A 22,475-nucleotide genomic window follows, 5' to 3' on the forward strand; every position below is an offset into this window, starting at 1 on the left:
GCAATGATCTCAGGAGATAGAACGATGATTACTCTGCGCAAACTTCCTCTGGCGGTTGCTGTGGCAGCAGGCATTATGTCTGTTCAGGCAATGGCTGTCGATTTCCATGGTTATGCTCGTTCCGGTATCGGCTGGACGGGTAGTGGCGGCGAACAACAATGTTTCCAGGCAACCGGTGCCCAAAGTAAATACCGTCTCGGTAACGAATGTGAAACCTATGCCGAAATTAAGCTGGGCCAGGAAGTGTGGAAAGAAGGCGATAAGAGCTTCTACTTCGACACTAACGTTGCCTACTCTGTTGCACAGCAGAATGACTGGGAAGCGACCGATCCTGCTTTCCGCGAAGCCAACGTGCAGGGTAAAAACCTGATTGAATGGCTGCCGGGTTCCACCATCTGGGCCGGTAAACGTTTCTATCAGCGTCATGACGTCCATATGATCGACTTCTACTACTGGGATATTTCAGGTCCTGGTGCCGGTATTGAAAACATCGATCTGGGCTTTGGTAAGCTGTCTCTGGCCGCAACCCGTTCTCAGGAAGCGGGTGGTTCTTACACCTTCAGTAGCCAGAATATCTACGACACATCCAAAGATACCGCGAACGACGTATTCGACATGCGTTTAGCGCAGATGGCCATTAACCCGGACGGCATGCTGGAACTGGGTGTTGACTACGGTCGTGCGAATAAAACTGACGGTTATAGCTACGCGGATAGCGCTTCTAAAGATGGCTGGATGTTCACTGCAGAACATACTCAGAGCATGCTGAAGGGCTATAACAAGTTTGTGGTTCAGTATGCAACTGACGCGATGACCACGCAGGGTAAAGGTGGCTCGCAGGGTACTTACGGTTCAACCTTCGATACCCAGGCAACACCAAATGATCCCGTTATCCATCATGTAAACAACAACATCAATAACAACGGTAGCCTGGTGCGCGTACTTGACCACGGTGCTATCTCTCTGGGCGATAAGTGGGACCTGATGTACGTCGGTATGTATCAGAATATCGACATGGATAACGACCTGGGTACTGAATGGTACACCGTGGGTATTCGTCCGATGTACAAATGGACGCCAATCATGAGCACCCTGATGGAAGTCGGCTACGACAACGTCAAATCTCAACAGACTGGCGATCGCAACAGCCAATACAAAATCACCCTGGCGCAACAGTGGCAGGCAGGCGACAGCATCTGGTCTCGTCCGGCAATCCGCGTCTTTGCAACCTATGCCAAATGGGATGAAGAATGGGGCTACGTGAAAAACGGAGATAAGGTCTCTAAATATGCTGCTGCAACCAACTCCGGTATCAGCACAACCAGCCGTGGCGATAGCGACGAGTGGTCCTTCGGTGCCCAGATGGAAATCTGGTGGTAATCCAGCATTAACCTGACGTAATGACCTAAAGAGGGGCGTAAGCCCCTCTTACTTACGGTTTAGCGCGCTATTGCCTGGCCACCGCTGAACCCATGCTATCTGAGGTGATAACAATGAAAATGAAGAAAAGTCTCGTTGCCCTTTGTTTATCGGCAGGGTTATTTGCCAGCGTTCCTGGAATCAGCCTGGCCGATGTGAATATCGTTCCGCAGGACACCGCAGCTGCACCGTCGATTCCGACGGCTGCGTTGCAACAATTGGCCTGGACGCCCGTCGACCAATCGAAAACCCAGTCAACCCCGTTGGCGACAGCGGGACAGCGTCTGGACATTGCCGGTATTAGCGGCCCGGTTGCCGCCTATAGCGTACCGGCCAATATTGGTGAACTGACCCTGACGCTGAGCAGTGAAGTTAACCAACAAACCAGCGTATTTGCGCCAAACGTTTTAATTCTTGATCAGAACATGACGCCATCTGCGTTCTTCCCCAGCAGCTACTTTACCTACCAGGCACCGGGTGTGATGAGTGCGGATCGCCTGGAAGGGGTGATGCGTCTGACGCCAGCGCTGGGACAGCAGAAGCTTTATGTTCTGGTCTTTACTACTGATAAAGATCTCCAACAGACCACCACGCTGCTTGACCCGGCGAAAGCGTATGCCAAGGGCGTGGGCAATGCTGTTCCGGATATTCCGGACCCGATTGCCCGCCATACTACCGATGGTCTGGTGAAACTGCAGGTGAAAACTAACAGCACCTCCAGCGTGCTGGTTGGGCCGCTGTTTGGCTCCTCTGGCCCGGGTCCGGTGACGGTGGGTAATACCGCTGCACCTGCGGTGGCCTATGCAGCCCCGGCTGCCGCGGTAGCCGCACCGGCACCGCAACCGGTGAAGAAAAGCGAGCCGATGCTGAATGACACTGAGAACTATTTTAACCAGGCGATTAAGGATGCCGTGGCGAAAGGTGATGTTGATAAAGCGCTGAAGCTGCTTGATGAAGCTGAACGTCTGGGATCCAAATCTGCCCGTTCCACCTTTATCAGCAGTGTAAAAGGCAAGGGGTAACCATCTCCCCACATTGTTGATTTTGCAACAACTGGTGCGTCTCCTGGCGCACCTTTTTTTATCCTTCGATGCTACTTGTTACACTTATGTTGCCCTACCGATCACTTAATCGTGTTTGCTCACCCCGCAAAGCCTTTTCTGCGATACAATGCCTTCAGGTTATGAATCGGAGAGTAAGGCATGCCACACCCCGCGTTAACGCAACTGCGTGCTCTGCGTTATTTTGATGCGATCCCGTCGCTTGACCCTCAATTGCTCGACTGGTTGTTACTGGAAGATTCGATGACCAAACGTTTTGAGCAGCAGGGAAAACAGGTCACCGTAACATTGATACGAGAAGGATTCGTTGGGCAAAATGAGGTCGCTGAAGAGTTGACGCTGCTGCCGGCAGAATCCCGCTATTGGTTGCGGGAAATCCTGTTATGCGCGGATGGTGAGCCATGGCTTGCCGGGCGGACCGTGGTGCCTGAATCCACCTTGTGCGGCCCCGAACTGGCTTTACAAAATCTGGGGAAAACCCCGCTCGGGCGCTATCTGTTTACATCATCGACATTGACCCGCGATTTTATTGAGATTGGCCGCGATGCAGCGCTGTGGGGGCGTCGTTCCCGCCTGCGGCTGAGCGGTAAGCCGCTGATGCTTACCGAGCTTTTTTTGCCTGCATCGCCGTTGTACTGAGAGGAAGATAAAGATGGAGTGGAGTCTGACGCAGAGTAAGCTGCTGGCGTTTCACCGCTTGATGCGTACGGATAAGCCAATTGGCGCCTTACTGCTGCTCTGGCCGACGCTGTGGGCGCTGTGGGTAGCGACCCCTGGTGTACCGCAATTATGGATACTGGCGGTGTTTGTCGCCGGTGTGTGGCTGATGCGCGCTGCCGGATGCGTGGTGAATGATTATGCCGACAGGAAATTTGACGGACACGTCAAACGGACCGCAAACCGGCCGCTGCCGAGCGGTGCAGTCACGGAGAAAGAGGCCCGAACACTGTTTGTTGTGCTGGTGTTGCTCGCCTTCCTGTTGGTTCTGACTCTTAACACGATGACGATTTTGTTGTCCGTTGCCGCGTTAGCACTGGCGTGGGTTTATCCCTTCATGAAACGCTATACGCACCTGCCGCAGGTGGTGCTGGGGGCGGCGTTTGGCTGGTCTATTCCCATGGCGTTCGCCGCCGTGAGCGAGTCCGTACCGCTGAGCTGCTGGCTGATGTTCCTCGCCAACATTCTCTGGGCGGTGGCGTATGACACGCAGTATGCGATGGTTGATCGTGATGACGATCTGAAGATTGGCATTAAATCGACCGCCATTCTGTTCGGCCAGAACGACAAGCTGATTATTGGCATTCTGCAGGTCGGTGTGTTGGCGCTGATGGCGATGGTGGGGTGGTTAAACGGGTTGGGGCTGGGCTATTACTGGTCACTGCTGGTGGCGGGCGCGCTGTTTGTGTATCAGCAGAAACTGATTGTCGATCGTGAACGGGATGCCTGCTTTAAAGCGTTTATGAACAATAACTATGTGGGGCTGGTACTGTTCTTAGGGCTGGCGATGAGCTACTGGCACCTTTGAGTTTGGCTTAGCCTGCAAAATAAAAACCGGTCATTTCGACCGGTTTTTTCATGCTTACTCGCCCTGCGTTGCGCTTTCGATGGTCAGACGCACATCGGACGTGACCAGCTCGGCCAGCATCTGATAGATCTTCATCGTCTCTTCCGGTTCGGCATCACCGGTATCGCTGATGTAGCCCTCGTCACGCAGCGTCAGCACCAGGGAGCTGAACACGGCTTTATCGAAGAACTCAGGCGCGTTGATACCGTGCAGCACGGAAAGACGTTGTGCCACGGTGCGGCTCTCTTTCTCCAGGGTACTGCGGTTGATGGACGGGTTCGCACTCAGCAGCCAGAAGGTAATGGCATAGCGCTGTAGCGTTTCACGCGCGCCCGCAGCCAACAGCTGCAGCGTGCGAGAATGAACCGGGTTGATATGCAGCTCATCGTTCTGCAGGGTTATCAGACCCTGACGTTGCATTTCGTTGGCCAGCTCGTCAATTACCCCGGCAAGCTCATCACGCTCCCAACGCAGGAACAGCTCGGCTTTCAGCATCGGGTACAGCGCTTCAATATGCTGCTGCAATGCGGCGCGTGAAATCCGGCGGTGCTGAGTCACAATCGCGGCCATCAACGAAGGCAGAACCAGCATGTGGGCAATGTTGTTGCGGTAGTAGGTCATCAGTACCGCCTGCTCGCGCGGCAGAATGATGATGTCACCGATGGTGTCTTTCTCAACCTCAAACTTGTTCATCTGCAAGGCGTGGTCGATCAGTTCACTGGCGCTCTGCGCGGGAACGGTTGAGTCCGTCGCGTACGGCACGTTGCGCAGCAGGCTCAGGTAGCAGTCGAGCTGCTCGGTTAACTGTTCACGGGTCAAAGAGCGCTGGCGGGAAGCCAACAGCGCGGTACAACACAGGTTCATGGCGTTGGCCGCGCCTGCGTTGTTAATGCGCACCATCAGATCGGCAGCAATGTTATTCACCGTCGGCGTCAGCCAGGCCGGACGGATAGACTCGATAGGATCGATAGATTCACGCCACTCCGGCACATGCTGGTTGAGGTAAGTCATCAGCGGCATTGGTTCGCCAAAGTTAACGTAGCCCTGACCCAGATTACGCAGCTTGCTTAAGCCACGCAGCATTTGCGGCAGGCTCTCTTTTTCTTTCGTCGCGCCACGCAGCTCTTTGGCGTAGGTGCCCACTTCCATTACGTGCTCGTAGCCGATGTAGATCGGTACGAGGGTAATCGGACGCGTACCGCCGCGCAGCATCGCCTGAATGGTCATCGACAGGGTGCCGGTTTTCGGGTCGAGCAGGCGGCCGGTACGCGACCGCCCACCTTCGACAAAGTACTCAACCGAATAGCCGCGGCTGAACAACTCGCCCAGGTATTCGCGGAATACGGTGGAATAGAGCTTATTGCCTTTAAACGTACGACGAATAAAGAATGCGCCAAGACGGCGGAAAATCGGACCTGCCGGCCAGAAGTTCAGGTTGATCCCTGCCGCGATATGCGGTGGAACCAGTCCCTGATGGTACAGAACGTACGACAGCAGCATGTAGTCCATATGGCTGCGGTGGCACGGCACATAGACGATTTCATGTCCGTCGTGCGCCAGTTGGCGTACGCGCTCCGCATTATGAACGTTAATCCCCTGATACAGACGGTTCCAGGTAAAGCCCAGAATACGGTCCGTCAGGCGGATCATTTCGTAGGAGAAGTTGGCGGCAATCTCTTCCATCAATGCGATAGCGTTTTGCTGCGCTTTTTCATGGGAGATTTTTTTGCTGCGTGCTTCATCTTCCACCGCGCGTGCGATGGCTTTTGAGGCCAGCAGTTTATTAAACAGATCCTGGCGGGCAGGAAGGCGAGGGCCAACCGCCGCTAAGCGCTGGCGGGCAAAGTGCATACGCGCCACGCGTGCCAGTTTCTGCGCGATGGTTTTATCTGTGCCGTGTTCGTCTGCCATGCGGCGCAGGGAGACGGAAGGTGAGAAGCGGACAAAGCTGTCGCGGCCCAGCCAGGACACAGCAAAGAATTTCTGTACGCCATTCAGCATGCGCAGTGGTGGATTGACTTCGCCTTTCTCGCGCCCAGGAGCACGGCCAAACATCACAGACACCGGCACCATCTGAACATCCAGATCGGGGTTGCTGCGATGTAAGTCGAGATAGTTATGGAACAACTTGATGGACTCTTCTTTTGGCGTGTAATAGGTGAATACACGTGGGCCGCCGTGTATAAACACGTAGCGCGGCAGCAAAGTCCCGTCTATCTCCAGCGGTTCCAGGGGATCGGGGAGATCGTGCACCAGGCATTGGGCACGCAGCGTCAGCAAGTCAGCTTTTGAGTTGTACGGTAAGACGTACATAATGGGACGAGAGGTATCGAGTCCCAATTCCGGGGCGGGTTCCGCCGGGATAGACTTGCTTTTTACCAGGATGCTTAATGGTAAATTCAGTAATTTGTAGTAAATTCGTGGCCAGCCGGACATAAACGATGTAAAGCCTCTGGTTAATAATGCAAATGCGCTGCAAGGATATCAGAAAGTTTAGTGAATTTCTGTGGTATCCCGTCATACTTCGCGCAGCTTTGCTTATGCCCTGAAACAAACAGGGTAACGATGCAATAATACTCACGCTAATAATGTAAAAAGGTTCTTTTGATGGCCAATAATACCACTGGATTCACTCGGATTATCAAAGCAGCAGGCTATTCCTGGCAAGGTTTCCGCGCAGCATGGATCAATGAGGCGGCATTTCGTCAGGAAAGCGTTGCCGTACTGTTGGGGGTAGCAATTGCCTGCTGGCTGGACGTTGACGCGATTACCCGCGTACTGCTGATTGGTTCGGTGATGCTGGTGATGATCGTTGAAATTCTGAATAGCGCCATTGAGGCGGTTGTCGACCGAATTGGTTCTGAGTATCACGAGCTTTCTGGTCGGGCGAAAGATATGGGATCGGCTGCGGTATTGCTTTCTATTTTTGTCGCTGTGATCACCTGGGGCATCCTGTTGTGGTCGCATTTGCGATAAAGATTCCACAACTTCATAAATCTCCTGTTTTTTGTGCAGTTTGCGGTTCCAAATTCGCCTTTAGCTGTATATACTCACAGCATAACTGTATATACACCCAGGGGGCGGAATGAAAGCGTTAACGGCCAGGCAGCAAGAGGTGTTTGATCTCATTAGAGATCACATCAGCCAGACAGGTATGCCACCGACGCGTGCGGAGATCGCGCAGCGTTTGGGGTTCCGTTCCCCAAACGCGGCTGAAGAACACCTGAAAGCACTGGCGCGTAAAGGTGTGCTGGAAATCGTTTCTGGCGCATCGCGTGGTATTCGCCTGCTGCAGGAAGAAGAGGAAGGCTTACCGCTTGTCGGTCGTGTGGCGGCCGGTGAGCCACTTCTGGCACAGCAGCACATCGAAGGCCATTACCAGGTTGACCCATCACTGTTCAAACCGAACGCCGACTTTCTGCTGCGCGTCAGCGGTATGTCGATGAAAGATATCGGGATTATGGATGGCGATTTACTGGCTGTGCATAAAACGCAGGACGTGCGTAACGGCCAGGTTGTTGTTGCCCGTATTGATGATGAAGTCACGGTTAAGCGCCTGAAAAAGCAGGGTAACAAGGTTGAACTTCTGCCGGAAAACAGTGAATTTAAACCTATCGTTGTCGATCTGCGCGAGCAAAACTTCACCATTGAAGGATTGGCTGTCGGCGTAATTCGTAACGGTGAATGGCTGTAATGATCTGCTGATTTCCTGTCGGCCGGAAAGGGCGTTTACGCTGCTCTCCGGCAAATTGCCCGATGATGCTACGCTTATCGGGCCTACAAAAACGCGTTAATTTCTTTTCAGGCTCTTTTCCATGCCTTTCTTTACCTCCTCTGATAAAGCACTCTGGCACCTTGCCTTACCGATGATTTTCTCCAACATCACTGTTCCACTGCTGGGGCTGGTGGATACCGCAGTGATTGGTCATTTGGATAGCCCGGTCTACCTGGGTGGCGTTGCTGTCGGCGCAACAGCGACCAGTTTTCTCTTTATGCTGCTGCTGTTTTTACGCATGAGTACCACCGGCCTGACGGCCCAGGCGTTCGGTGCGAAAAATCCTCAGGCGCTGGCGCGCGCGCTGGTACAACCGCTGATACTGGCGCTGGGAGCGGGGCTGCTTATCGCGCTGTTTCGCACGCCGATTATCGATTTAGCGCTGCATATTGTCGGGGGTAGTGAAGCGGTACTGGAACAAGCCCGGCGTTTCCTGGAAATCCGCTGGCTAAGCGCGCCCGCCTCACTGGCTAATCTGGTGCTGCTCGGCTGGTTGCTTGGCGTACAATATGCGCGTGCGCCGGTTATCCTGCTGATTGTCGGCAATATTCTCAACATTGCGCTCGATTTATGGCTGGTGATGGGCCTGCATATGAACGTGCAGGGTGCAGCACTGGCGACGGTGATTGCCGAATATGCCACGCTGCTTATCGGTCTGATGATGGTACGTAAAGTCCTGCATTTGCGCGGAGTTTCGCTGGCAATGCTGAAGCAGGCGTGGCGTGGCAACTTCCGCCGTTTGCTGGCGCTCAACCGTGACATCATGCTGCGTTCGCTGCTGTTGCAACTCTGCTTTGGTGCTATCACGGTACTCGGGGCTCGCCTCGGTAGCGATGTCATTGCGGTCAATGCCGTTCTGATAACCCTGCTGACGTTCACTGCCTATGCGCTGGACGGGTTTGCCTATGCCGTGGAAGCGCACTCTGGCCAGGCCTATGGGGCACGCGATGGTAGCCAGTTGCTGGATGTCTGGCGGGCGGCCTGCCGGCAGTCGGGTATTGTTGCCGTCTTGTTTTCGATGGTTTATGCCCTGTTCGGCGAGCAGATTGTGGCGCTGCTGACCTCGCTGCCGCAAATCCAACACCTGGCTGATCGCTATCTTTTCTGGCAGGTGGTTTTGCCGCTGGTGGGTGTGTGGTGTTATCTGCTGGACGGCATGTTTATTGGCGCAACGCGTGCCGCAGAAATGCGCAACAGTATGGCCGTTGCCGCAGTGGGATTCGCCTTAACGCTCCTGACTTTACCGCTGCTGGGAAACCACGGCTTGTGGCTGGCGTTAACCGTTTTTCTCGCGCTGCGCGGGCTTTCACTGGCCTTCATCTGGCGACGTCACTGGCGTAATGGCACCTGGTTTGCCTGATGCCTATGGTTAAAAATTCCGAATAGTAAATAAAACCCAGAATCCCTGACTACACTTACTATCACGTCCAGCAAAAACAGCATGTATTCGGGCGCGGCACTCTCGCTATTCACAACCTAACGATGAGGACTTGATGATGAATAAAGACGAAGTCAGTGGTAACTGGAAACAGTTCAAAGGTAAAGTGAAAGAGCAATGGGGCAAACTGACCGATGATGATATGACGGTCATTGAAGGTAAACGCGACCAGCTGGTTGGTAAAGTCCAGGAACGATACGGGTACGCGAAAGATCAGGCGGAGAAAGAAGTTAAAGATTGGGAAAAACGCAACGATTACCGCTGGTAATTAACCCCTCCCTCCTGAGAGTACAAGGACGTACGCTCTTTTATTTACCGCCCGACTTTCTTTTTCACCTGAATGGTATGGTCATGCTGGCATTCGCCAGGATGGCGGCATGATTCAACTTCCACACATGCCGGACACAGGCCGTGGGCTTCAATCACATTATGGCGCAGAGCAAATCCCATTTTAGCTGCCAGCGTATGCATAATATCTTCCACGCCTTCCGCACACTCTTCTTTTACCACGCCACAGCGGTCGCAGATGAACATTGCGGAACTGTGGGTTGGCTGATCGAACAGATGGCAAAGCACATAGCTGTTGGTTGACTCCACTTTGTGCACAAAACCTTGTTCAAGCAGAAAATCGAGCGCACGATAGACGGTAGGCGGCTTAGCCTGTGGTTCGGTTTCCCTTAACAGATCAAGCAGATCGTAAGCGCTGATTGCCCCTTCCTGCAGGCTCATCAGGCGCAGCACTTCGAGGCGTTGTGGCGTGAGCCGCACGTTACGTTGCGCACAGAGTTTTTCAGCTTGAGCCAATAACTCCTGCGTGGTGGTTTTGTCCATTTGGCGCCTCGATTTGCGTGGAAGGTTAATCCCTTACTTTATCATGTTCTGCTTAAAACGCCGAGATCCACCGCTGTGTGCTATACCTGACGCATCGCAACACTGGAAAATTAACATGAAAAGACCCGATTGTATTCGCCACTGGCGTGAAGTTGAGGGGCCTGATGACTCCACCTATCCAGGCAGCGATGAGCTTTTTTCTATTGGCGCGCCGCTGGCCCGCAGGTTGGGGTTAGGGCGATTAGGCATCCATCACGAACGTCTGCCGCCGGGTCGGCGTACTTCTTATCCACACGCTGAAAGTGATGAAGAAGAGTTCATCTACGTACTGGAAGGGTACCCGGAAGCCTGGATAAATGGTTACTTATGGAAGCTGGAACCCGGCGACAGCGTTGGTTTTCCGGCAGGAACCGGTGTGTGCCACACTTTTATCAACAACACCAGTGACGAGGTGCGGCTGCTGGTCGTCGGTGAGGCGAACAAGAAGCATAACCGCATCTACTATCCACTCAATCCGGTCTATGCAGTCACGCGTGAAGATCGCTGGGTTGATCATCCTCCACAGTTTTTTGGTCCACACGACGGAAAACCTGGGCGGAAATGACGATCCACGCGAACGAAGGGCGCTATCCACGATGATGTGGCTCACTATCGCAACGGTCTATGCTATAGTAGCGCCCCTTTTTTAACCGGATGCTTGAATATTCGCCATGCTGCCTGAATCTCAGTCTACCGCTTTTCCCGCTCATCGTTTTTCTATCGCGCCGATGCTCGACTGGACGGACAGACACTGCCGCTACTTTTTGCGCCTGCTGTCCCGCCAGACGTTGCTCTATACGGAGATGGTGACTACCGGGGCAATTATTCATGGCAAAGGCGATTACCTGGCGTATAGCGAAGAAGAACATCCGGTCGCATTGCAACTGGGCGGGAGCGATCCGGCGGCACTGGCGCAGTGCGCAAAGCTGGCTGAAGCACGAGGTTATGACGAGATTAACCTCAACGTCGGCTGCCCTTCCGATCGCGTACAAAACGGGATGTTTGGCGCTTGCCTGATGGGGAATGCGCAACTGGTCGCCGATTGCGTGAAGGCGATGCGCGATGTGGTGTCGATTCCGGTGACGGTGAAAACCCGTATCGGCATTGATGACCAGGACAGCTACGAATTCCTCTGCGATTTCATCAACACGGTATCTGGCAACGGCGAATGTGAGATGTTTATCATCCACGCCCGCAAGGCCTGGCTGTCGGGGTTAAGCCCGAAAGAAAACCGCGAAATCCCACCGCTGGATTATGACCGTGTTTATCAGTTGAAGCGTGATTTCCCGCAGTTGACGATGTCGATTAACGGCGGAATTAAATCACTGGAAGAAGCAAAAACGCATCTGCAATATATGGACGGCGTAATGGTGGGCCGGGAAGCCTATCAAAACCCGGGGATTCTGGCATCGGTCGACCGTGAAATTTTTGCTGCGACCACGCCGGATGCAGACCCTGTCGCCGTGGTGCGTGCCATGTATCCCTATATTGAGCGGGAGCTGAGTAAAGGTACGTATCTGGGGCATGTGACCCGCCACATGCTGGGGTTGTTCCAGGGAATTCCAGGCGCACGCCAATGGCGTCGTTATCTGAGTGAAAATGCGCATAAAGCCGGGGCCGATATTAACGTTCTGGAACACGCGCTGAAACTGGTGGCAGACAAGCGTTAAGTTTTCACCAAAAGTTAGTTAATTTCACCACGCCCTGCGCTTTGTCGCGGGGCATTTTCTTTATAAATCAATGTATTAATTTTGGCATGTTTCTTGTAATGCAATGGAGAGAATTTCATTTCGGGAGAGCGTCATGCTGGAACTACTTTTTGTGATTGGTTTTTTTATCATGCTGATGGTCACTGGCATATCACTGTTGGGCATCCTCGCCGCGCTGATGGTGGCGACGGCAGTAATGTTCCTCGGTGGGATGTTTGCGTTGATGATTAAACTGTTACCCTGGCTGTTACTGGCCGTTGCCGTAGTGTGGGTTATCAAGGCGATAAAAGCGCCAAAAGTCCCACAGTATCAGCGCAATAACCGCCGATTTTACTAAGGTATTGAGCGGTGCGTCACAACCTGCAACATTGCCTTTAGAACCAAATAGGAATTGATTATCAAATCTGTCACTATTGCGTGGTTAACGAATTCATCGAGCTGTACCCTACATACAGCCGAACTAAAAAAAGAAAGGGCTTCCCATGGGAAGCCCTAATTCTTTACTTCCCCGTCATAATTCAAACCGCAGGTGTGTTGGCTGCTTTCATTCACCCCAGTCACTTACTCCAGTAAGCTCCTGGGGATTCATTCAATTGCCGCCTTCCTGCAATTTGAATTATTTAGGGGAAGTCGAAGCATTATGGGATTAGTAAACTCGATCCCTGCGTGGCCCGGCTTTCCAGTGCTTCATGGGCCCGTTGTGCGTCACTTAACGCAAATTTCTGACCCGGCGCGACATCCACTTTGATCACCCCGCTGGCAATCAGCGAGAACAGCTCATTGCTGGCTTCGGTTAATTCATGATGGTTGGTGATGTAACCCTGCAGAGAAGGGCGCGTGACATACAGGGAGCCTTTCTGATTCAGAATACCTAAGTTAACGCCGGTTACCGGCCCGGAGGCGTTGCCAAAGCTGACCATCAATCCCCGGCGTTGCAGGCAATCCAGCGAGGCTTCCCAGGTATCTTTCCCCACCGAGTCATACACCACCCGTACTTTTTTACCTCCGGTTATCTCCTTAACCCGTTCGACGATACTTTCTTCGCGGTAGTTAATGACCTGCCATGCGCCGGCCTGCAGCGCAATTTGCGCTTTTTGCGCACTACCGACGGTACCAATCAGCTTCGCGCCCAATGCTTTTGCCCACTGGCAGGCAATCATCCCGACGCCGCCCGCTGCTGCATGGAATAAGAAGGGTTCATCAGGCTGAATTTCATAGGTTTTACGTAACAGGTAAAACACGGTCAGCCCTTTCAGAAACGACGCGGCTGCCTGTTCAAACGAGATCGCATTGGGCAGGATGGCGGCCTTATCCGCCGGAACGTTATGTACTGAGCTGTAAGCGCCAAGCGCTGACTGCGCATACACCACGCGATCGCCAGCTTTAATGTGCGTCACTTTGCTCCCCACTTTGCTGACTACGCCGGCGGCTTCGGTTCCCAGACCGCTGGGCAGAGAAGGCGGTGGATAAAGACCACTGCGGATGTAAGTGTCGATATAGTTGATGCCAATCGCTTTGTTCTCGACCTGGATTTCGTTCTCTGCCGGATCTGCAGGCGTAAACTCGACGACCTGAAGCACTTCAGGACCACCATGCTTGTGAAATTCAATACGCGTTGCCATGCTTCCTCCAAAAGAAATGTGGTAATCTTTCGACCCAATCATTATCTCGGTAACTCCATTCACTATGGCAGGAAATAAACCCTTCAACAAACAACAGACTGATGCTCGTGAGCGCGATCCCCAGGTCGCCGGGCTGAAAGTACCGCCGCACTCGATTGAAGCGGAACAGTCGGTGTTGGGCGGTTTAATGCTGGATAACGAACGCTGGGACGATGTGGCCGAGCGCGTGGTGGCGGAAGATTTCTATACCCGACCGCACCGGCACATCTTCACGGAAATGCATCGACTGCAGGAGATGGGAAAACCTATCGACCTGATCACGCTCGCAGAATCGCTGGAGGTTCAGGGACAACTGGACAGCGTCGGCGGCTTTGCTTACCTGGCTGAGTTATCTAAAAACACGCCAAGTGCGGCGAACATTAGTGCTTATGCGGATATCGTCCGCGAACGCGCCGTTGTTCGTGACATGATTTCGGTGGCCCATGAAATTGCGGAAGCTGGTTTCGATCCGCAAGGGCGCTCCAGTGAAGACCTGCTGGATCTCGCGGAATCCCGCGTCTTTAAAATCGCCGAAAGCCGCGCCAACAAAGACGAAGGCCCGAAAAACATCACCGATGTGCTCGACGCCACCGTCGCGCGTATCGAGCAGTTGTTCCAGCAGCCGCACGACGGCGTCACCGGCGTAAACACCGGTTATGACGACCTCAACAAAAAGACCGCGGGTCTACAGCCGTCGGACTTGATTATCGTCGCCGCGCGTCCGTCGATGGGTAAAACGACATTTGCAATGAACCTCGTCGAAAATGCGGCGATGTTGCAGGATAAGCCGGTTCTTATCTTCAGTCTTGAAATGCCCTCAGAACAAATCATGATGCGTTCTTTGGCCTCGCTTTCGCGCGTGGACCAGACCAAAATCCGTACCGGTCAACTGGATGATGAAGACTGGGCGCGAATTTCCGGAACAATGGGTATTTTGCTGGAGAAACGAAACATCTATATTGATGATTCTTCCGGCCTGACGCCAACGGAAGTGCGCTCGCGTGCCCGTCGTATCGCCCGTGAACACGGCGGTATCGGCCTTATCATGATCGACTACCTGCAACTAATGCGTGTACCGTCGCTCTCCGATAACCGTACGCTGGAAATTGCTGAAATTTCCCGCTCGCTGAAGGCGTTAGCAAAAGAACTGCATGTGCCGGTGGTAGCGCTATCGCAGCTTAACCGTTCACTGGAACAACGCGCGGACAAGCGTCCGGTCAACTCGGATCTGCGTGAATCCGGCTCCATCGAACAGGATGCCGACTTAATCATGTTTATCTATCGTGATGAGGTTTATCACGAAAACAGCGATTTAAAAGGTATCGCCGAAATTATTATTGGTAAGCAGCGTAACGGTCCGATCGGTACGGTGCGCCTGACGTTTAACGGACAGTGGTCCCGCTTCGACAACTATGCCGGTCCTCAATATGATGATGAGTAATTTCTAAGGAATACAAATGCAAGCGGCAACTGTAGTCATTAACCGCCGCGCTCTGCGACACAACCTGCAACGTCTGCGTGAACTGGCCCCTGCCAGTAAACTGGTTGCGGTCGTGAAAGCGAACGCCTACGGCCATGGTCTGTTAGAGACCGCGCGAACGCTCCCCGATGCGGACGCTTTTGGTGTCGCTCGTCTTGAAGAAGCCCTGCGGTTGCGAGCGGGAGGGATCACGCAGCCCATCCTGCTGCTGGAGGGATTTTTTGATGCCTCCGATCTGCCGACTATTTCCGCGCAGCGTCTGCATACAGCCGTCCATAACCAGGAGCAGCTCGAAGCCCTGGAAGCAGCTAATCTGGTTGAACCCGTTACCGTCTGGATGAAGCTCGACACGGGGATGCACCGCCTGGGCGTGCGCCCTGAGCAGGCCGAAGCGTTTTATCAGCGTTTAACGCAATGTGACAATGTGCGCCAGCCGGTTAATATCGTCAGCCACTTTGCGCGCGCGGATGAACCTGAATGCGGCGCGACGGAAAAACAGCTCGATATCTTTAATAGCTTTTGCGAGGGAAAACCTGGACAGCGTTCAATTGCTGCGTCGGGCGGTATTTTGCTGTGGCCCCAGTCCCACTTCGACTGGGCGCGTCCGGGGCTGATTCTGTACGGCGTATCGCCGCTGGAAAACCACTCTATCGGCGCCGATTTTGGCTGTCAGCCGGTGATGTCGCTGACCTCCAGCCTGATTGCGGTGCGTGAGCACAAAGCGGGCGAGCCGGTTGGCTATGGTGGAACCTGGCAAAGCGAGCGCGACACGCGTCTCGGTGTGGTGGCGATGGGCTACGGCGACGGTTATCCGCGCGCAGCGCCGTCCGGGACGCCGGTGCTGGTTAATGGCCGTGAAGTGCCGATCGTCGGCCGCGTCGCGATGGATATGATCTGCGTCGATTTAGGCCCCGAGGCGCAGGATAAAGCTGGCGATTCGGTGATCCTGTGGGGGGAAGGCCTGCCCGTTGAACGCATTGCTGAAATGACGAAAGTAAGTGCTTACGAACTTATTACGCGCCTGACGTCGCGCGTGGCGATGAAGTATATCGATTAAGCGCATGATGTGCCGGATAAGGCGGTTACGCCGCTATCCGGCAATATTCCTCTCAACATCCTCTCGATCTTCTCCTGCTTCCGGTTTATTGTGTTCATATCCTCTGCCTGTAAACCTGGAGAACCACACGTGTTTCAAAAAGTTGACGCCTACGCCGGCGACCCGATTTTATCGCTCATGGAGCGGTTCAAAGAAGATTCACGTAGCGACAAAGTGAACCTCAGCATTGGCCTGTATTACAACGAAGATGGGATTATTCCTCAGCTTAAAGCGGTAGCGGAAGCGGAAGCCAGACTCAATGCCAAACCGCATGGCGCTTCGCTGTATCTGCCGATGGAAGGTCTGAACGCTTATCGCCATACTATTGCGCCGTTGCTGTTTGGGGCGCAGCATCCGGTACTCCAGCAACAGCGCGTGGCAACCATTCAGACGCTGGGCGGCTCCGGTGCGCTAAAGGTTGGCGCAGACTTCCTGAAGCGCTATTTCCCTGATTCTGGCGTGTGGGTCAGCGATCCGACCTGGGAAAACCACATCGCGATTTTTGAAGGGGCGGGATTCGAAGTAAGTACTTACCCATGGTATGACAACGCGACTAATGGCGTGCGTTTCAACGATCTGCTGGCAGCGCTGAATACCTTACCGGCGCGTAGCATTGTGCTGCTGCATCCGTGCTGCCATAACCCTACGGGTGCGGATTTAACACCAGCACAGTGGGATGCGGTGATTGAGATCCTGAAAGCGCGCGACCTGATCCCGTTCCTCGACATTGCCTACCAGGGTTTTGGTGGCGGAATGGAAGATGATGCGTACGCCATCCGTGCGATTGCGAGTGCTGGTTTACCAACTCTGGTTAGCAACTCATTCTCCAAAATTTTCTCATTGTATGGCGAACGTGTTGGCGGGCTTTCTGTGGTGTGTGAAGACGCCGATGCTGCCAGCCGCGTTCTGGGGCAGCTAAAAGCGACGGTGCGCCGGAACTACTCCAGTCCGCCAAACTTTGGTGCGCAGGTGGTTGCCGCGGTACTGGGGGATGAAGAGCTGAAAGCGAGCTGGCTGGCGGAAGTTGAGGCAATGCGTACCCGCATTCTGGCGATGCGTCAGGAACTGGTTAACGTATTGAATGCGGAGATCCCGGGCCGTAACTTTGATTACCTGCTGCAACAGCGCGGTATGTTCAGCTATACCGGGCTCAGCGCCGCTCAGGTCGATCGCCTGCGCGATGAGTTTGGTGTTTACCTGATCGCCAGCGGTCGCATGTGCGTAGCTGGGTTGAATCACGGTAATGTGCAGCGCGTGGCGAAGGCATTTGCCGCCGTCATGTAATCGGCTTTGTGTGATGCCGGATGGCGCGTAAACGCCTTATCTGTCCTACAAGGATACATGGATTTTAGTTTGTAGGCCTGATAAGCGGAGCGCCATCAGGCGTACTTTCCTGTGTGATCATGCTCCTTTTCCTGGACAAAACCAGAGAAAATCCTTCCTTTCCCTTCCCCCAGGGGGTAAGGTCAGATAGTTTTTTGACCAGTTGTTAAATAAAAAATCATAACTAACTGACTACTTAGGGAAAAATATGCGCAAGTTTACCCTGGCACTGAGTGCCGTTTGTTTATTGTTCACGTTAAATCAGCCCGCTCAGGCGTTAGTTTCCTCTCCTTCTCAGCTTAATCCGGGCACCAACGTTGCAAAACTCGCTGAGCAGGCCCCCATTCACTGGGTCTCCGTGGCACAAATCGAAAACAGCCTGACCGGACGCCCGCCGATGGCCGTTGGCTTTGATATCGATGATACGGTTCTCTTTTCCAGCCCGGGCTTCTGGCGCGGTAAAAAAACGTATTCCCCGGACAGTGAGGATTACCTGAAGAATCCGGCCTTCTGGGAAAAAATGAACAATGGCTGGGATGAATTCAGTATTCCGAAAGAAGTGGCGCGCCAGTTGATTGATATGCATGTGCGTCGTGGCGACAGCATCTTTTTCGTGACCGGGCGTAGTCAGACGAAGACCGAAACGGTATCGAAAACGTTGTCTGATAACTTTCACATCCCGGCTGGCAATATGAATCCGGTCATTTTTGCCGGCGATAAGCCGGGCCAGAACACCAAAACGCAGTGGTTACAGGATAAAAATATCCGCATGTTCTACGGTGACTCCGATAATGACATCACTGCCGCTCGCGACGTGGGTATTCGTGGTATTCGCATTTTGCGCGCCTCTAACTCCACTTATAAGCCGCTGCCACAGGCCGGTGCGTTTGGTGAAGAGGTGATCGTCAACTCGGAGTATTGAGAATACGAAATGCTGCTTTTTTAAACAAATTTACGCTGCTGGCTTTTACCTTTTGCGGACTTGCTGCACACTGAATAAAAGATGTTCTCATTAGGCAATATGCTGGTAAGGGGAATAAAGATGACGAATTCGGAGTTGCTGCAATACTGCATGGCAAAAACGGGTGCGGAGCAGAGCGTGCATAGTGACTGGAAAGCCACGCAAATCAAAGTTGAAGATGTACTTTTTGCCATGGTCAAAGAGGTCGAAGGCCGCCCGGCGGTCTCTCTGAAAACCAGCCCTGAACTGGCAGAATTGCTGCGTCAGCAACATAAAGACGTGCGACCCAGCCGCCATCTCAATAAAGCGCACTGGAGCACAGTGTATCTTGACGGCTCACTGCCGGGTTCACAGATTTATTATCTGGTGGACGCGTCTTACCAGCAGGCCATAAACACCTTGCCGGAAGATAAACGCAGGTTGCTGGTGCAGCCTTGATCCGTTTTGCCGGATGGCGTCGCCAGCGACTTATCCGGCCTACAGGATATGTGCCCGTAGGCCTGATAAGGGCAGGATTACAACAGCGGCTTGAGGAAACGTGCCGTGTGTGAGGCTTCACATTCAGCGACCGTCTCCGGTGTGCCGGAGACTAAAATTTCCCCGCCGCCGCTGCCGCCTTCCGGACCGAGATCGACAATCCAGTCTGCGGTTTTAATCACGTCCAGATTGTGCTCAATCACCACGATGGTGTTGCCCTGATCCCGGAGCTGATGCAGCACGTCCAGCAGTTGCTGAATATCCGCAAAATGCAGACCAGTGGTCGGCTCATCGAGAATATACAGCGTTTGCCCGGTACCGCGTTTTGACAGTTCGCGCGCCAGCTTCACGCGCTGCGCCTCACCGCCTGAGAGGGTCGTTGCGGACTGCCCCAGACGGATGTACGTCAGACCAACGTCCATCAGCGTTTGCAGCTTACGCGCCAGCGCCGGAACGGCATCGAAGAACTCACGGGCTTCTTCAATCGTCATATCCAGCACTTCGTGGATAGTCTTGCCCTTGTACTTAATCTCCAGCGTTTCGCGGTTATAGCGCTTACCTTTGCACTGATCGCACGGCACGTAGATATCCGGCAGGAAGTGCATTTCGACTTTGATCACGCCGTCGCCCTGACAGGCTTCACAGCGTCCACCACGGACGTTAAAGCTGAAACGGCCTGGCGTGTAACCGCGCGCACGTGACTCCGGCACGCCGGCAAACAGTTCGCGCACTGGCGTAAACACGCCGGTGTAGGTTGCCGGGTTAGAGCGCGGCGTACGGCCAATCGGGCTTTGGTCAATATCGATGACTTTGTCGAAATGTTCCAGACCCTGAACATCGCGATACGGCGCAGGTTCCGCCAGCGTCGCACCGTTCAGCACCGTCTGCGCAATTGGGAACAGCGTATCGTTGATCAGCGTCGATTTACCTGAGCCGGAAACCCCGGTAATGCAGGTAAATAAACCAACCGGCAGCGTCAGAGTGACATCTTTCAGGTTGTTACCGCGTGCGCCGGTGAGCTTCAGCACTTTTTCCGGGTCAGCCGCCACGCGCTGTTTCGGTACTTCAATTTTGCGCTTACCGCTCATGTACTGGCCGGTCAGCGACTCAGGCACCGCCATGATGTCGTCGAGCGTCCCTTCGGCGACGACCTGACCGCCGTGAACACCTGCGCCGGGGCCGATATCGATAACGTGGTCAGCGGCGCGAATCGCATCTTCATCGTGCTCGACCACAATGACGGTATTACCCAGATTACGCAGGTGGATAAGCGTACCCAGCAGACGCTCGTTATCGCGCTGATGCAGACCGATAGATGGTTCATCCAGCACGTACATTACACCGACCAGACCCGCGCCGATCTGGCTTGCCAGGCGAATACGCTGAGCTTCGCCGCCGGAGAGCGTTTCCGCTGAACGCGACAGCGTCAGGTAGTTGAGGCCGACGTTGACCAGGAACTTCAGACGATCGCCAATCTCTTTAAGGATTTTCTCGGCAATCTTCGCCCGCTGACCTGCAAGCTTCAGGTTGTTGAAGAAATCCATCGCATGACCGATGCTCATGTCGGAAATCGCGGGCAGTGGCGTATTTTCGACAAATACGTGGCGGGCTTCCCGGCGTAAACGCGTCCCTTCACAGCTGGCGCACGGTCGGTTACTGATGAATTTGGCTAATTCTTCGCGTACCGCACTGGATTCCGTCTCTTTATAACGGCGCTCCATATTGTGCAGCACACCTTCAAACGGGTGACGACGTACGGACGTATCGCCGCGATCGTTCATGTATTTGAATTCGATATTTTCTTTACCCGAACCGTACAGCACCACTTTATGCACGGTAGGGTTCAGGCTGGCCCATGGGGCTTCGACATCGAACTTATAGTGTTCCGCCAGCGACTTAAGCATCTGGAAATAATAGAAGTTACGGCGATCCCAACCGCGGATGGCGCCACCGGCCAGCGACAGTTCCGGGTTTTGAATCACCCGGTCAGGATCGAAATACTGCTGCACGCCGAGACCATCACAGGTTGGGCATGCACCTGCCGGGTTGTTGAACGAGAACAGGCGGGGTTCCAGTTCGCGCATGCTGTAGCCGCAAATCGGGCAGGCGAAGTTGGCGGAGAACAGCAGCTCTTCCGCTTTCGGGTCGTCCATATCGGCGACCACCGCCGTACCACCGGACAGTTCCAGCGCGGTTTCAAAGGATTCAGCCAGTCGTTGGGTGAGATCGTCACGGACTTTAAAGCGGTCAATCACCACTTCGATGGTGTGTTTCTTTTGCAGCTCAAGCTTGGGCGGATCGGAAAGGTCACACACTTCGCCGTCGATACGGGCGCGGATATAGCCCTGGCCCGCCAGGTTTTCCAGCGTTTTGGTGTGCTCGCCTTTACGCTCCTTAATTACCGGCGCCAGCAGCATCAGACGTTTGCCTTCCGGCTGCGACAGGACGTTGTCCACCATCTGGCTAACGGTCTGCGCTGCCAGGGGAACGTCGTGATCCGGGCAGCGCGGCTCGCCAACGCGGGCAAACAGCAGACGCAGATAGTCGTGAATTTCGGTAATCGTACCTACCGTGGATCGCGGGTTATGGGACGTCGATTTTTGTTCAATTGAGATGGCAGGAGAGAGCCCCTCAATGTGGTCGACGTCCGGTTTTTCCATCAGCGACAGAAACTGACGTGCGTACGCGGAAAGGGATTCAACGTAACGACGCTGCCCTTCGGCATACAAGGTGTCGAAAGCGAGCGAAGATTTGCCTGAGCCCGAAAGCCCGGTGACGACAATCAGCTTGTCGCGCGGGATGACGAGGTTGATGTTTTTGAGATTATGGGTGCGGGCGCCCCGAACTTCGATCTTATCCATTCATCTTTCCCGGATTAAACGCTTTTTTGCCTGGCTGCATGGTGCTACCGGCGATCACAAACGGTTAATTATGACACAATCCGACCTGAATGGATATACAGTATTGGAATGCAAAACGCATGTTCCTGTGCAACAATGTCTGGCGGAGGTTGTTTACTGGAATCAACTTCGCAACGTAGTAAAAGCGCTATTGGAAATGCTACAATCCCGCGCTTACACTTATTCAGTAACGTTTTTCAGGAGACACGATCATGGCCAGCAGAGGCGTAAACAAGGTGATTCTCGTCGGTAATCTGGGCCAGGACCCGGAAGTACGCTATATGCCGAATGGTGGCGCAGTTGCCAACATTACGCTGGCTACTTCCGAATCCTGGCGTGATAAAGCGACCGGCGAAATGAAAGAGCAGACTGAATGGCACCGTGTTGTGCTGTTCGGCAAACTGGCGGAAGTCGCCAGCGAATATCTGCGTAAAGGTTCTCAGGTCTATATTGAAGGCCAACTGCGTACCCGCAAATGGACCGATCAATCCGGCGTAGAAAAATACACCACTGAAGTCGTTGTTAACGTTGGCGGCACCATGCAAATGCTGGGCGGTCGTCAGGGCGGTGGTGCTCCGGCAGGTGGTGGTCAGCAGCAAGGTGGTTGGGGTCAGCCTCAGCAGCCGCAGGGCGGCAACCAGTTCAGCGGCGGCGCACAGTCTCGTCCGCAGCAGTCCGCTCCGGCAGCGCCGTCTAACGAACCGCCGATGGACTTCGACGACGATATTCCGTTCTAAGATA

The 22,475-nt window shown here is 53.8% G+C and carries 21 protein-coding genes; 17 read left to right on the forward strand and 4 right to left on the reverse strand.

The annotated features are described in order from the left end of the window. Positions 1-24: 24 nt before the first annotated feature. From JTI85_RS02810 to ubiA, 4 genes are all read left to right on the forward strand, one after another. Positions 25-1,380, forward strand: coding sequence for a maltoporin (locus JTI85_RS02810; RefSeq protein ID WP_048213936.1), 1,356 nt, complete (start codon positions 25-27; stop codon positions 1,378-1,380). Between the two features lie 113 nt (positions 1,381-1,493). Beyond that, positions 1,494-2,441 (forward strand): maltose operon protein MalM, encoded by a 948-nt coding sequence (gene malM, locus JTI85_RS02815; protein ID WP_061067019.1) that lies wholly within the window; start codon positions 1,494-1,496, stop codon positions 2,439-2,441. A gap of 180 nt (positions 2,442-2,621) precedes the next feature. Continuing rightward, positions 2,622-3,119: a chorismate lyase gene (ubiC, locus tag JTI85_RS02820; protein WP_048213934.1), complete on the forward strand. Its 498-nt coding sequence runs from the start codon at positions 2,622-2,624 to the stop codon at positions 3,117-3,119. 13 nt (positions 3,120-3,132) lie between these two features. Next, positions 3,133-4,005 (forward strand): 4-hydroxybenzoate octaprenyltransferase, encoded by an 873-nt coding sequence (gene ubiA / locus JTI85_RS02825; RefSeq protein WP_048213933.1) that lies wholly within the window; start codon positions 3,133-3,135, stop codon positions 4,003-4,005. A 54-nt stretch (positions 4,006-4,059) separates the two neighbouring features. Here the strand turns inward: ubiA and plsB are convergent, their stop codons facing one another. Continuing rightward, positions 4,060-6,480, reverse strand: coding sequence for a glycerol-3-phosphate 1-O-acyltransferase PlsB (gene plsB / locus JTI85_RS02830; RefSeq protein WP_048213932.1), 2,421 nt, complete (start codon positions 6,478-6,480; stop codon positions 4,060-4,062). 171 nt (positions 6,481-6,651) lie between these two features. Here plsB and JTI85_RS02835 point away from each other — a divergent pair, with 171 nt between their 5' ends. The 4 genes from JTI85_RS02835 to JTI85_RS02850 all read left to right on the forward strand — a co-directional run bounded on the left by JTI85_RS02835 (position 6,652) and on the right by JTI85_RS02850 (position 9,525). Beyond that, entirely contained in the window at positions 6,652-7,020 is a 369-nt protein-coding gene (locus JTI85_RS02835; RefSeq protein ID WP_048213931.1) for a diacylglycerol kinase, read from the forward strand. A gap of 109 nt (positions 7,021-7,129) precedes the next feature. Then, entirely contained in the window at positions 7,130-7,738 is a 609-nt protein-coding gene (gene lexA, locus JTI85_RS02840; protein WP_003826596.1) for a transcriptional repressor LexA, read from the forward strand. A 121-nt stretch (positions 7,739-7,859) separates the two neighbouring features. After that, a complete protein-coding gene (gene dinF / locus JTI85_RS02845; RefSeq protein WP_219352091.1) occupies positions 7,860-9,179 on the forward strand; it encodes an MATE family efflux transporter DinF in 1,320 nt (439 codons plus the stop codon). Positions 9,180-9,315: 136 nt separating this feature from the next. Continuing rightward, the gene (locus JTI85_RS02850; RefSeq protein WP_005132658.1) at positions 9,316-9,525 is read left to right on the forward strand and encodes a CsbD family protein; all 210 of its coding nucleotides are present in this window, start codon (positions 9,316-9,318) and stop codon (positions 9,523-9,525) included. 44 nt (positions 9,526-9,569) lie between these two features. Here the strand turns inward: JTI85_RS02850 and zur are convergent, their stop codons facing one another. Next, positions 9,570-10,088 (reverse strand): zinc uptake transcriptional repressor Zur, encoded by a 519-nt coding sequence (gene zur / locus JTI85_RS02855; protein WP_003031709.1) that lies wholly within the window; start codon positions 10,086-10,088, stop codon positions 9,570-9,572. Between the two features lie 115 nt (positions 10,089-10,203). Between zur and JTI85_RS02860 the strand changes: the two genes are divergently transcribed. The 3 genes from JTI85_RS02860 to pspG all read left to right on the forward strand — a co-directional run bounded on the left by JTI85_RS02860 (position 10,204) and on the right by pspG (position 12,173). Further along, complete coding sequence (locus JTI85_RS02860) at positions 10,204-10,692, forward strand: cupin domain-containing protein (RefSeq protein ID WP_048213928.1); 489 nt, start codon at positions 10,204-10,206, stop codon at positions 10,690-10,692. Positions 10,693-10,798: 106 nt separating this feature from the next. After that, complete coding sequence (gene dusA / locus JTI85_RS02865) at positions 10,799-11,797, forward strand: tRNA dihydrouridine(20/20a) synthase DusA (RefSeq protein WP_048213927.1); 999 nt, start codon at positions 10,799-10,801, stop codon at positions 11,795-11,797. Positions 11,798-11,930: 133 nt separating this feature from the next. Further along, a complete protein-coding gene (gene pspG, locus JTI85_RS02870) occupies positions 11,931-12,173 on the forward strand; it encodes an envelope stress response protein PspG (protein ID WP_048213926.1) in 243 nt (80 codons plus the stop codon). 301 nt (positions 12,174-12,474) lie between these two features. Here the strand turns inward: pspG and JTI85_RS02875 are convergent, their stop codons facing one another. Continuing rightward, positions 12,475-13,458 carry a quinone oxidoreductase gene (locus JTI85_RS02875; protein WP_137345866.1) on the reverse strand — a complete coding sequence of 328 codons (984 nt, stop codon included), beginning with the start codon at positions 13,456-13,458 and terminating at the stop codon, positions 12,475-12,477. Between the two features lie 64 nt (positions 13,459-13,522). Between JTI85_RS02875 and dnaB the strand changes: the two genes are divergently transcribed. The 5 genes from dnaB to JTI85_RS02900 all read left to right on the forward strand — a co-directional run bounded on the left by dnaB (position 13,523) and on the right by JTI85_RS02900 (position 18,795). Then, positions 13,523-14,938, forward strand: coding sequence for a replicative DNA helicase (gene dnaB, locus JTI85_RS02880; protein WP_061067020.1), 1,416 nt, complete (start codon positions 13,523-13,525; stop codon positions 14,936-14,938). 16 nt (positions 14,939-14,954) lie between these two features. Next, the gene (alr, locus tag JTI85_RS02885) at positions 14,955-16,034 is read left to right on the forward strand and encodes an alanine racemase (protein WP_199963745.1); all 1,080 of its coding nucleotides are present in this window, start codon (positions 14,955-14,957) and stop codon (positions 16,032-16,034) included. A gap of 129 nt (positions 16,035-16,163) precedes the next feature. Beyond that, positions 16,164-17,357, forward strand: coding sequence for an aromatic amino acid transaminase (gene tyrB / locus JTI85_RS02890; protein ID WP_115644057.1), 1,194 nt, complete (start codon positions 16,164-16,166; stop codon positions 17,355-17,357). Positions 17,358-17,604: 247 nt separating this feature from the next. Beyond that, positions 17,605-18,318: an acid phosphatase AphA gene (gene aphA, locus JTI85_RS02895; protein WP_003826615.1), complete on the forward strand. Its 714-nt coding sequence runs from the start codon at positions 17,605-17,607 to the stop codon at positions 18,316-18,318. A 120-nt stretch (positions 18,319-18,438) separates the two neighbouring features. Next, complete coding sequence (locus JTI85_RS02900; RefSeq protein ID WP_048213923.1) at positions 18,439-18,795, forward strand: MmcQ/YjbR family DNA-binding protein; 357 nt, start codon at positions 18,439-18,441, stop codon at positions 18,793-18,795. Between the two features lie 77 nt (positions 18,796-18,872). Here JTI85_RS02900 and uvrA read toward each other — a convergent pair whose 3' ends face one another. Further along, complete coding sequence (gene uvrA / locus JTI85_RS02905) at positions 18,873-21,695, reverse strand: excinuclease ABC subunit UvrA (protein WP_219352093.1); 2,823 nt, start codon at positions 21,693-21,695, stop codon at positions 18,873-18,875. A 251-nt stretch (positions 21,696-21,946) separates the two neighbouring features. Here uvrA and ssb1 point away from each other — a divergent pair, with 251 nt between their 5' ends. After that, complete coding sequence (ssb1, locus tag JTI85_RS02910) at positions 21,947-22,471, forward strand: single-stranded DNA-binding protein SSB1 (protein ID WP_003826621.1); 525 nt, start codon at positions 21,947-21,949, stop codon at positions 22,469-22,471. The last annotated feature ends 4 nt before the right edge of the window (positions 22,472-22,475 follow it).

This window comes from Citrobacter sp. Colony219 (genome assembly GCF_019382635.1).
GTDB classification, from domain to species: Bacteria; Pseudomonadota; Gammaproteobacteria; order Enterobacterales; family Enterobacteriaceae; genus Citrobacter; species Citrobacter youngae.

Bases quoted from the DNA above. Each gene is read 5' to 3' on its own strand.
- JTI85_RS02810 (WP_048213936.1), top strand. From the start codon at position 25: ATGATTACTCTGCGCAAACTTCCTCTGGCGGTTGCTGTGGCAGCAGGC.
- malM (WP_061067019.1), top strand. From the start codon at position 1,494: ATGAAAATGAAGAAAAGTCTCGTTGCCCTTTGTTTATCGGCAGGGTTA.
- ubiC (WP_048213934.1), top strand. From the start codon at position 2,622: ATGCCACACCCCGCGTTAACGCAACTGCGTGCTCTGCGTTATTTTGAT.
- ubiA (WP_048213933.1), top strand. From the start codon at position 3,133: ATGGAGTGGAGTCTGACGCAGAGTAAGCTGCTGGCGTTTCACCGCTTG.
- plsB (WP_048213932.1), bottom strand. From the start codon at position 6,480: ATGTCCGGCTGGCCACGAATTTACTACAAATTACTGAATTTACCATTA.
- JTI85_RS02835 (WP_048213931.1), top strand. From the start codon at position 6,652: ATGGCCAATAATACCACTGGATTCACTCGGATTATCAAAGCAGCAGGC.
- lexA (WP_003826596.1), top strand. From the start codon at position 7,130: ATGAAAGCGTTAACGGCCAGGCAGCAAGAGGTGTTTGATCTCATTAGA.
- dinF (WP_219352091.1), top strand. From the start codon at position 7,860: ATGCCTTTCTTTACCTCCTCTGATAAAGCACTCTGGCACCTTGCCTTA.
- JTI85_RS02850 (WP_005132658.1), top strand. From the start codon at position 9,316: ATGAATAAAGACGAAGTCAGTGGTAACTGGAAACAGTTCAAAGGTAAA.
- zur (WP_003031709.1), bottom strand. From the start codon at position 10,088: ATGGACAAAACCACCACGCAGGAGTTATTGGCTCAAGCTGAAAAACTC.
- JTI85_RS02860 (WP_048213928.1), top strand. From the start codon at position 10,204: ATGAAAAGACCCGATTGTATTCGCCACTGGCGTGAAGTTGAGGGGCCT.
- dusA (WP_048213927.1), top strand. From the start codon at position 10,799: ATGCTGCCTGAATCTCAGTCTACCGCTTTTCCCGCTCATCGTTTTTCT.
- pspG (WP_048213926.1), top strand. From the start codon at position 11,931: ATGCTGGAACTACTTTTTGTGATTGGTTTTTTTATCATGCTGATGGTC.
- JTI85_RS02875 (WP_137345866.1), bottom strand. From the start codon at position 13,458: ATGGCAACGCGTATTGAATTTCACAAGCATGGTGGTCCTGAAGTGCTT.
- dnaB (WP_061067020.1), top strand. From the start codon at position 13,523: ATGGCAGGAAATAAACCCTTCAACAAACAACAGACTGATGCTCGTGAG.
- alr (WP_199963745.1), top strand. From the start codon at position 14,955: ATGCAAGCGGCAACTGTAGTCATTAACCGCCGCGCTCTGCGACACAAC.
- aphA (WP_003826615.1), top strand. From the start codon at position 17,605: ATGCGCAAGTTTACCCTGGCACTGAGTGCCGTTTGTTTATTGTTCACG.
- JTI85_RS02900 (WP_048213923.1), top strand. From the start codon at position 18,439: ATGACGAATTCGGAGTTGCTGCAATACTGCATGGCAAAAACGGGTGCG.
- uvrA (WP_219352093.1), bottom strand. From the start codon at position 21,695: ATGGATAAGATCGAAGTTCGGGGCGCCCGCACCCATAATCTCAAAAAC.
- ssb1 (WP_003826621.1), top strand. From the start codon at position 21,947: ATGGCCAGCAGAGGCGTAAACAAGGTGATTCTCGTCGGTAATCTGGGC.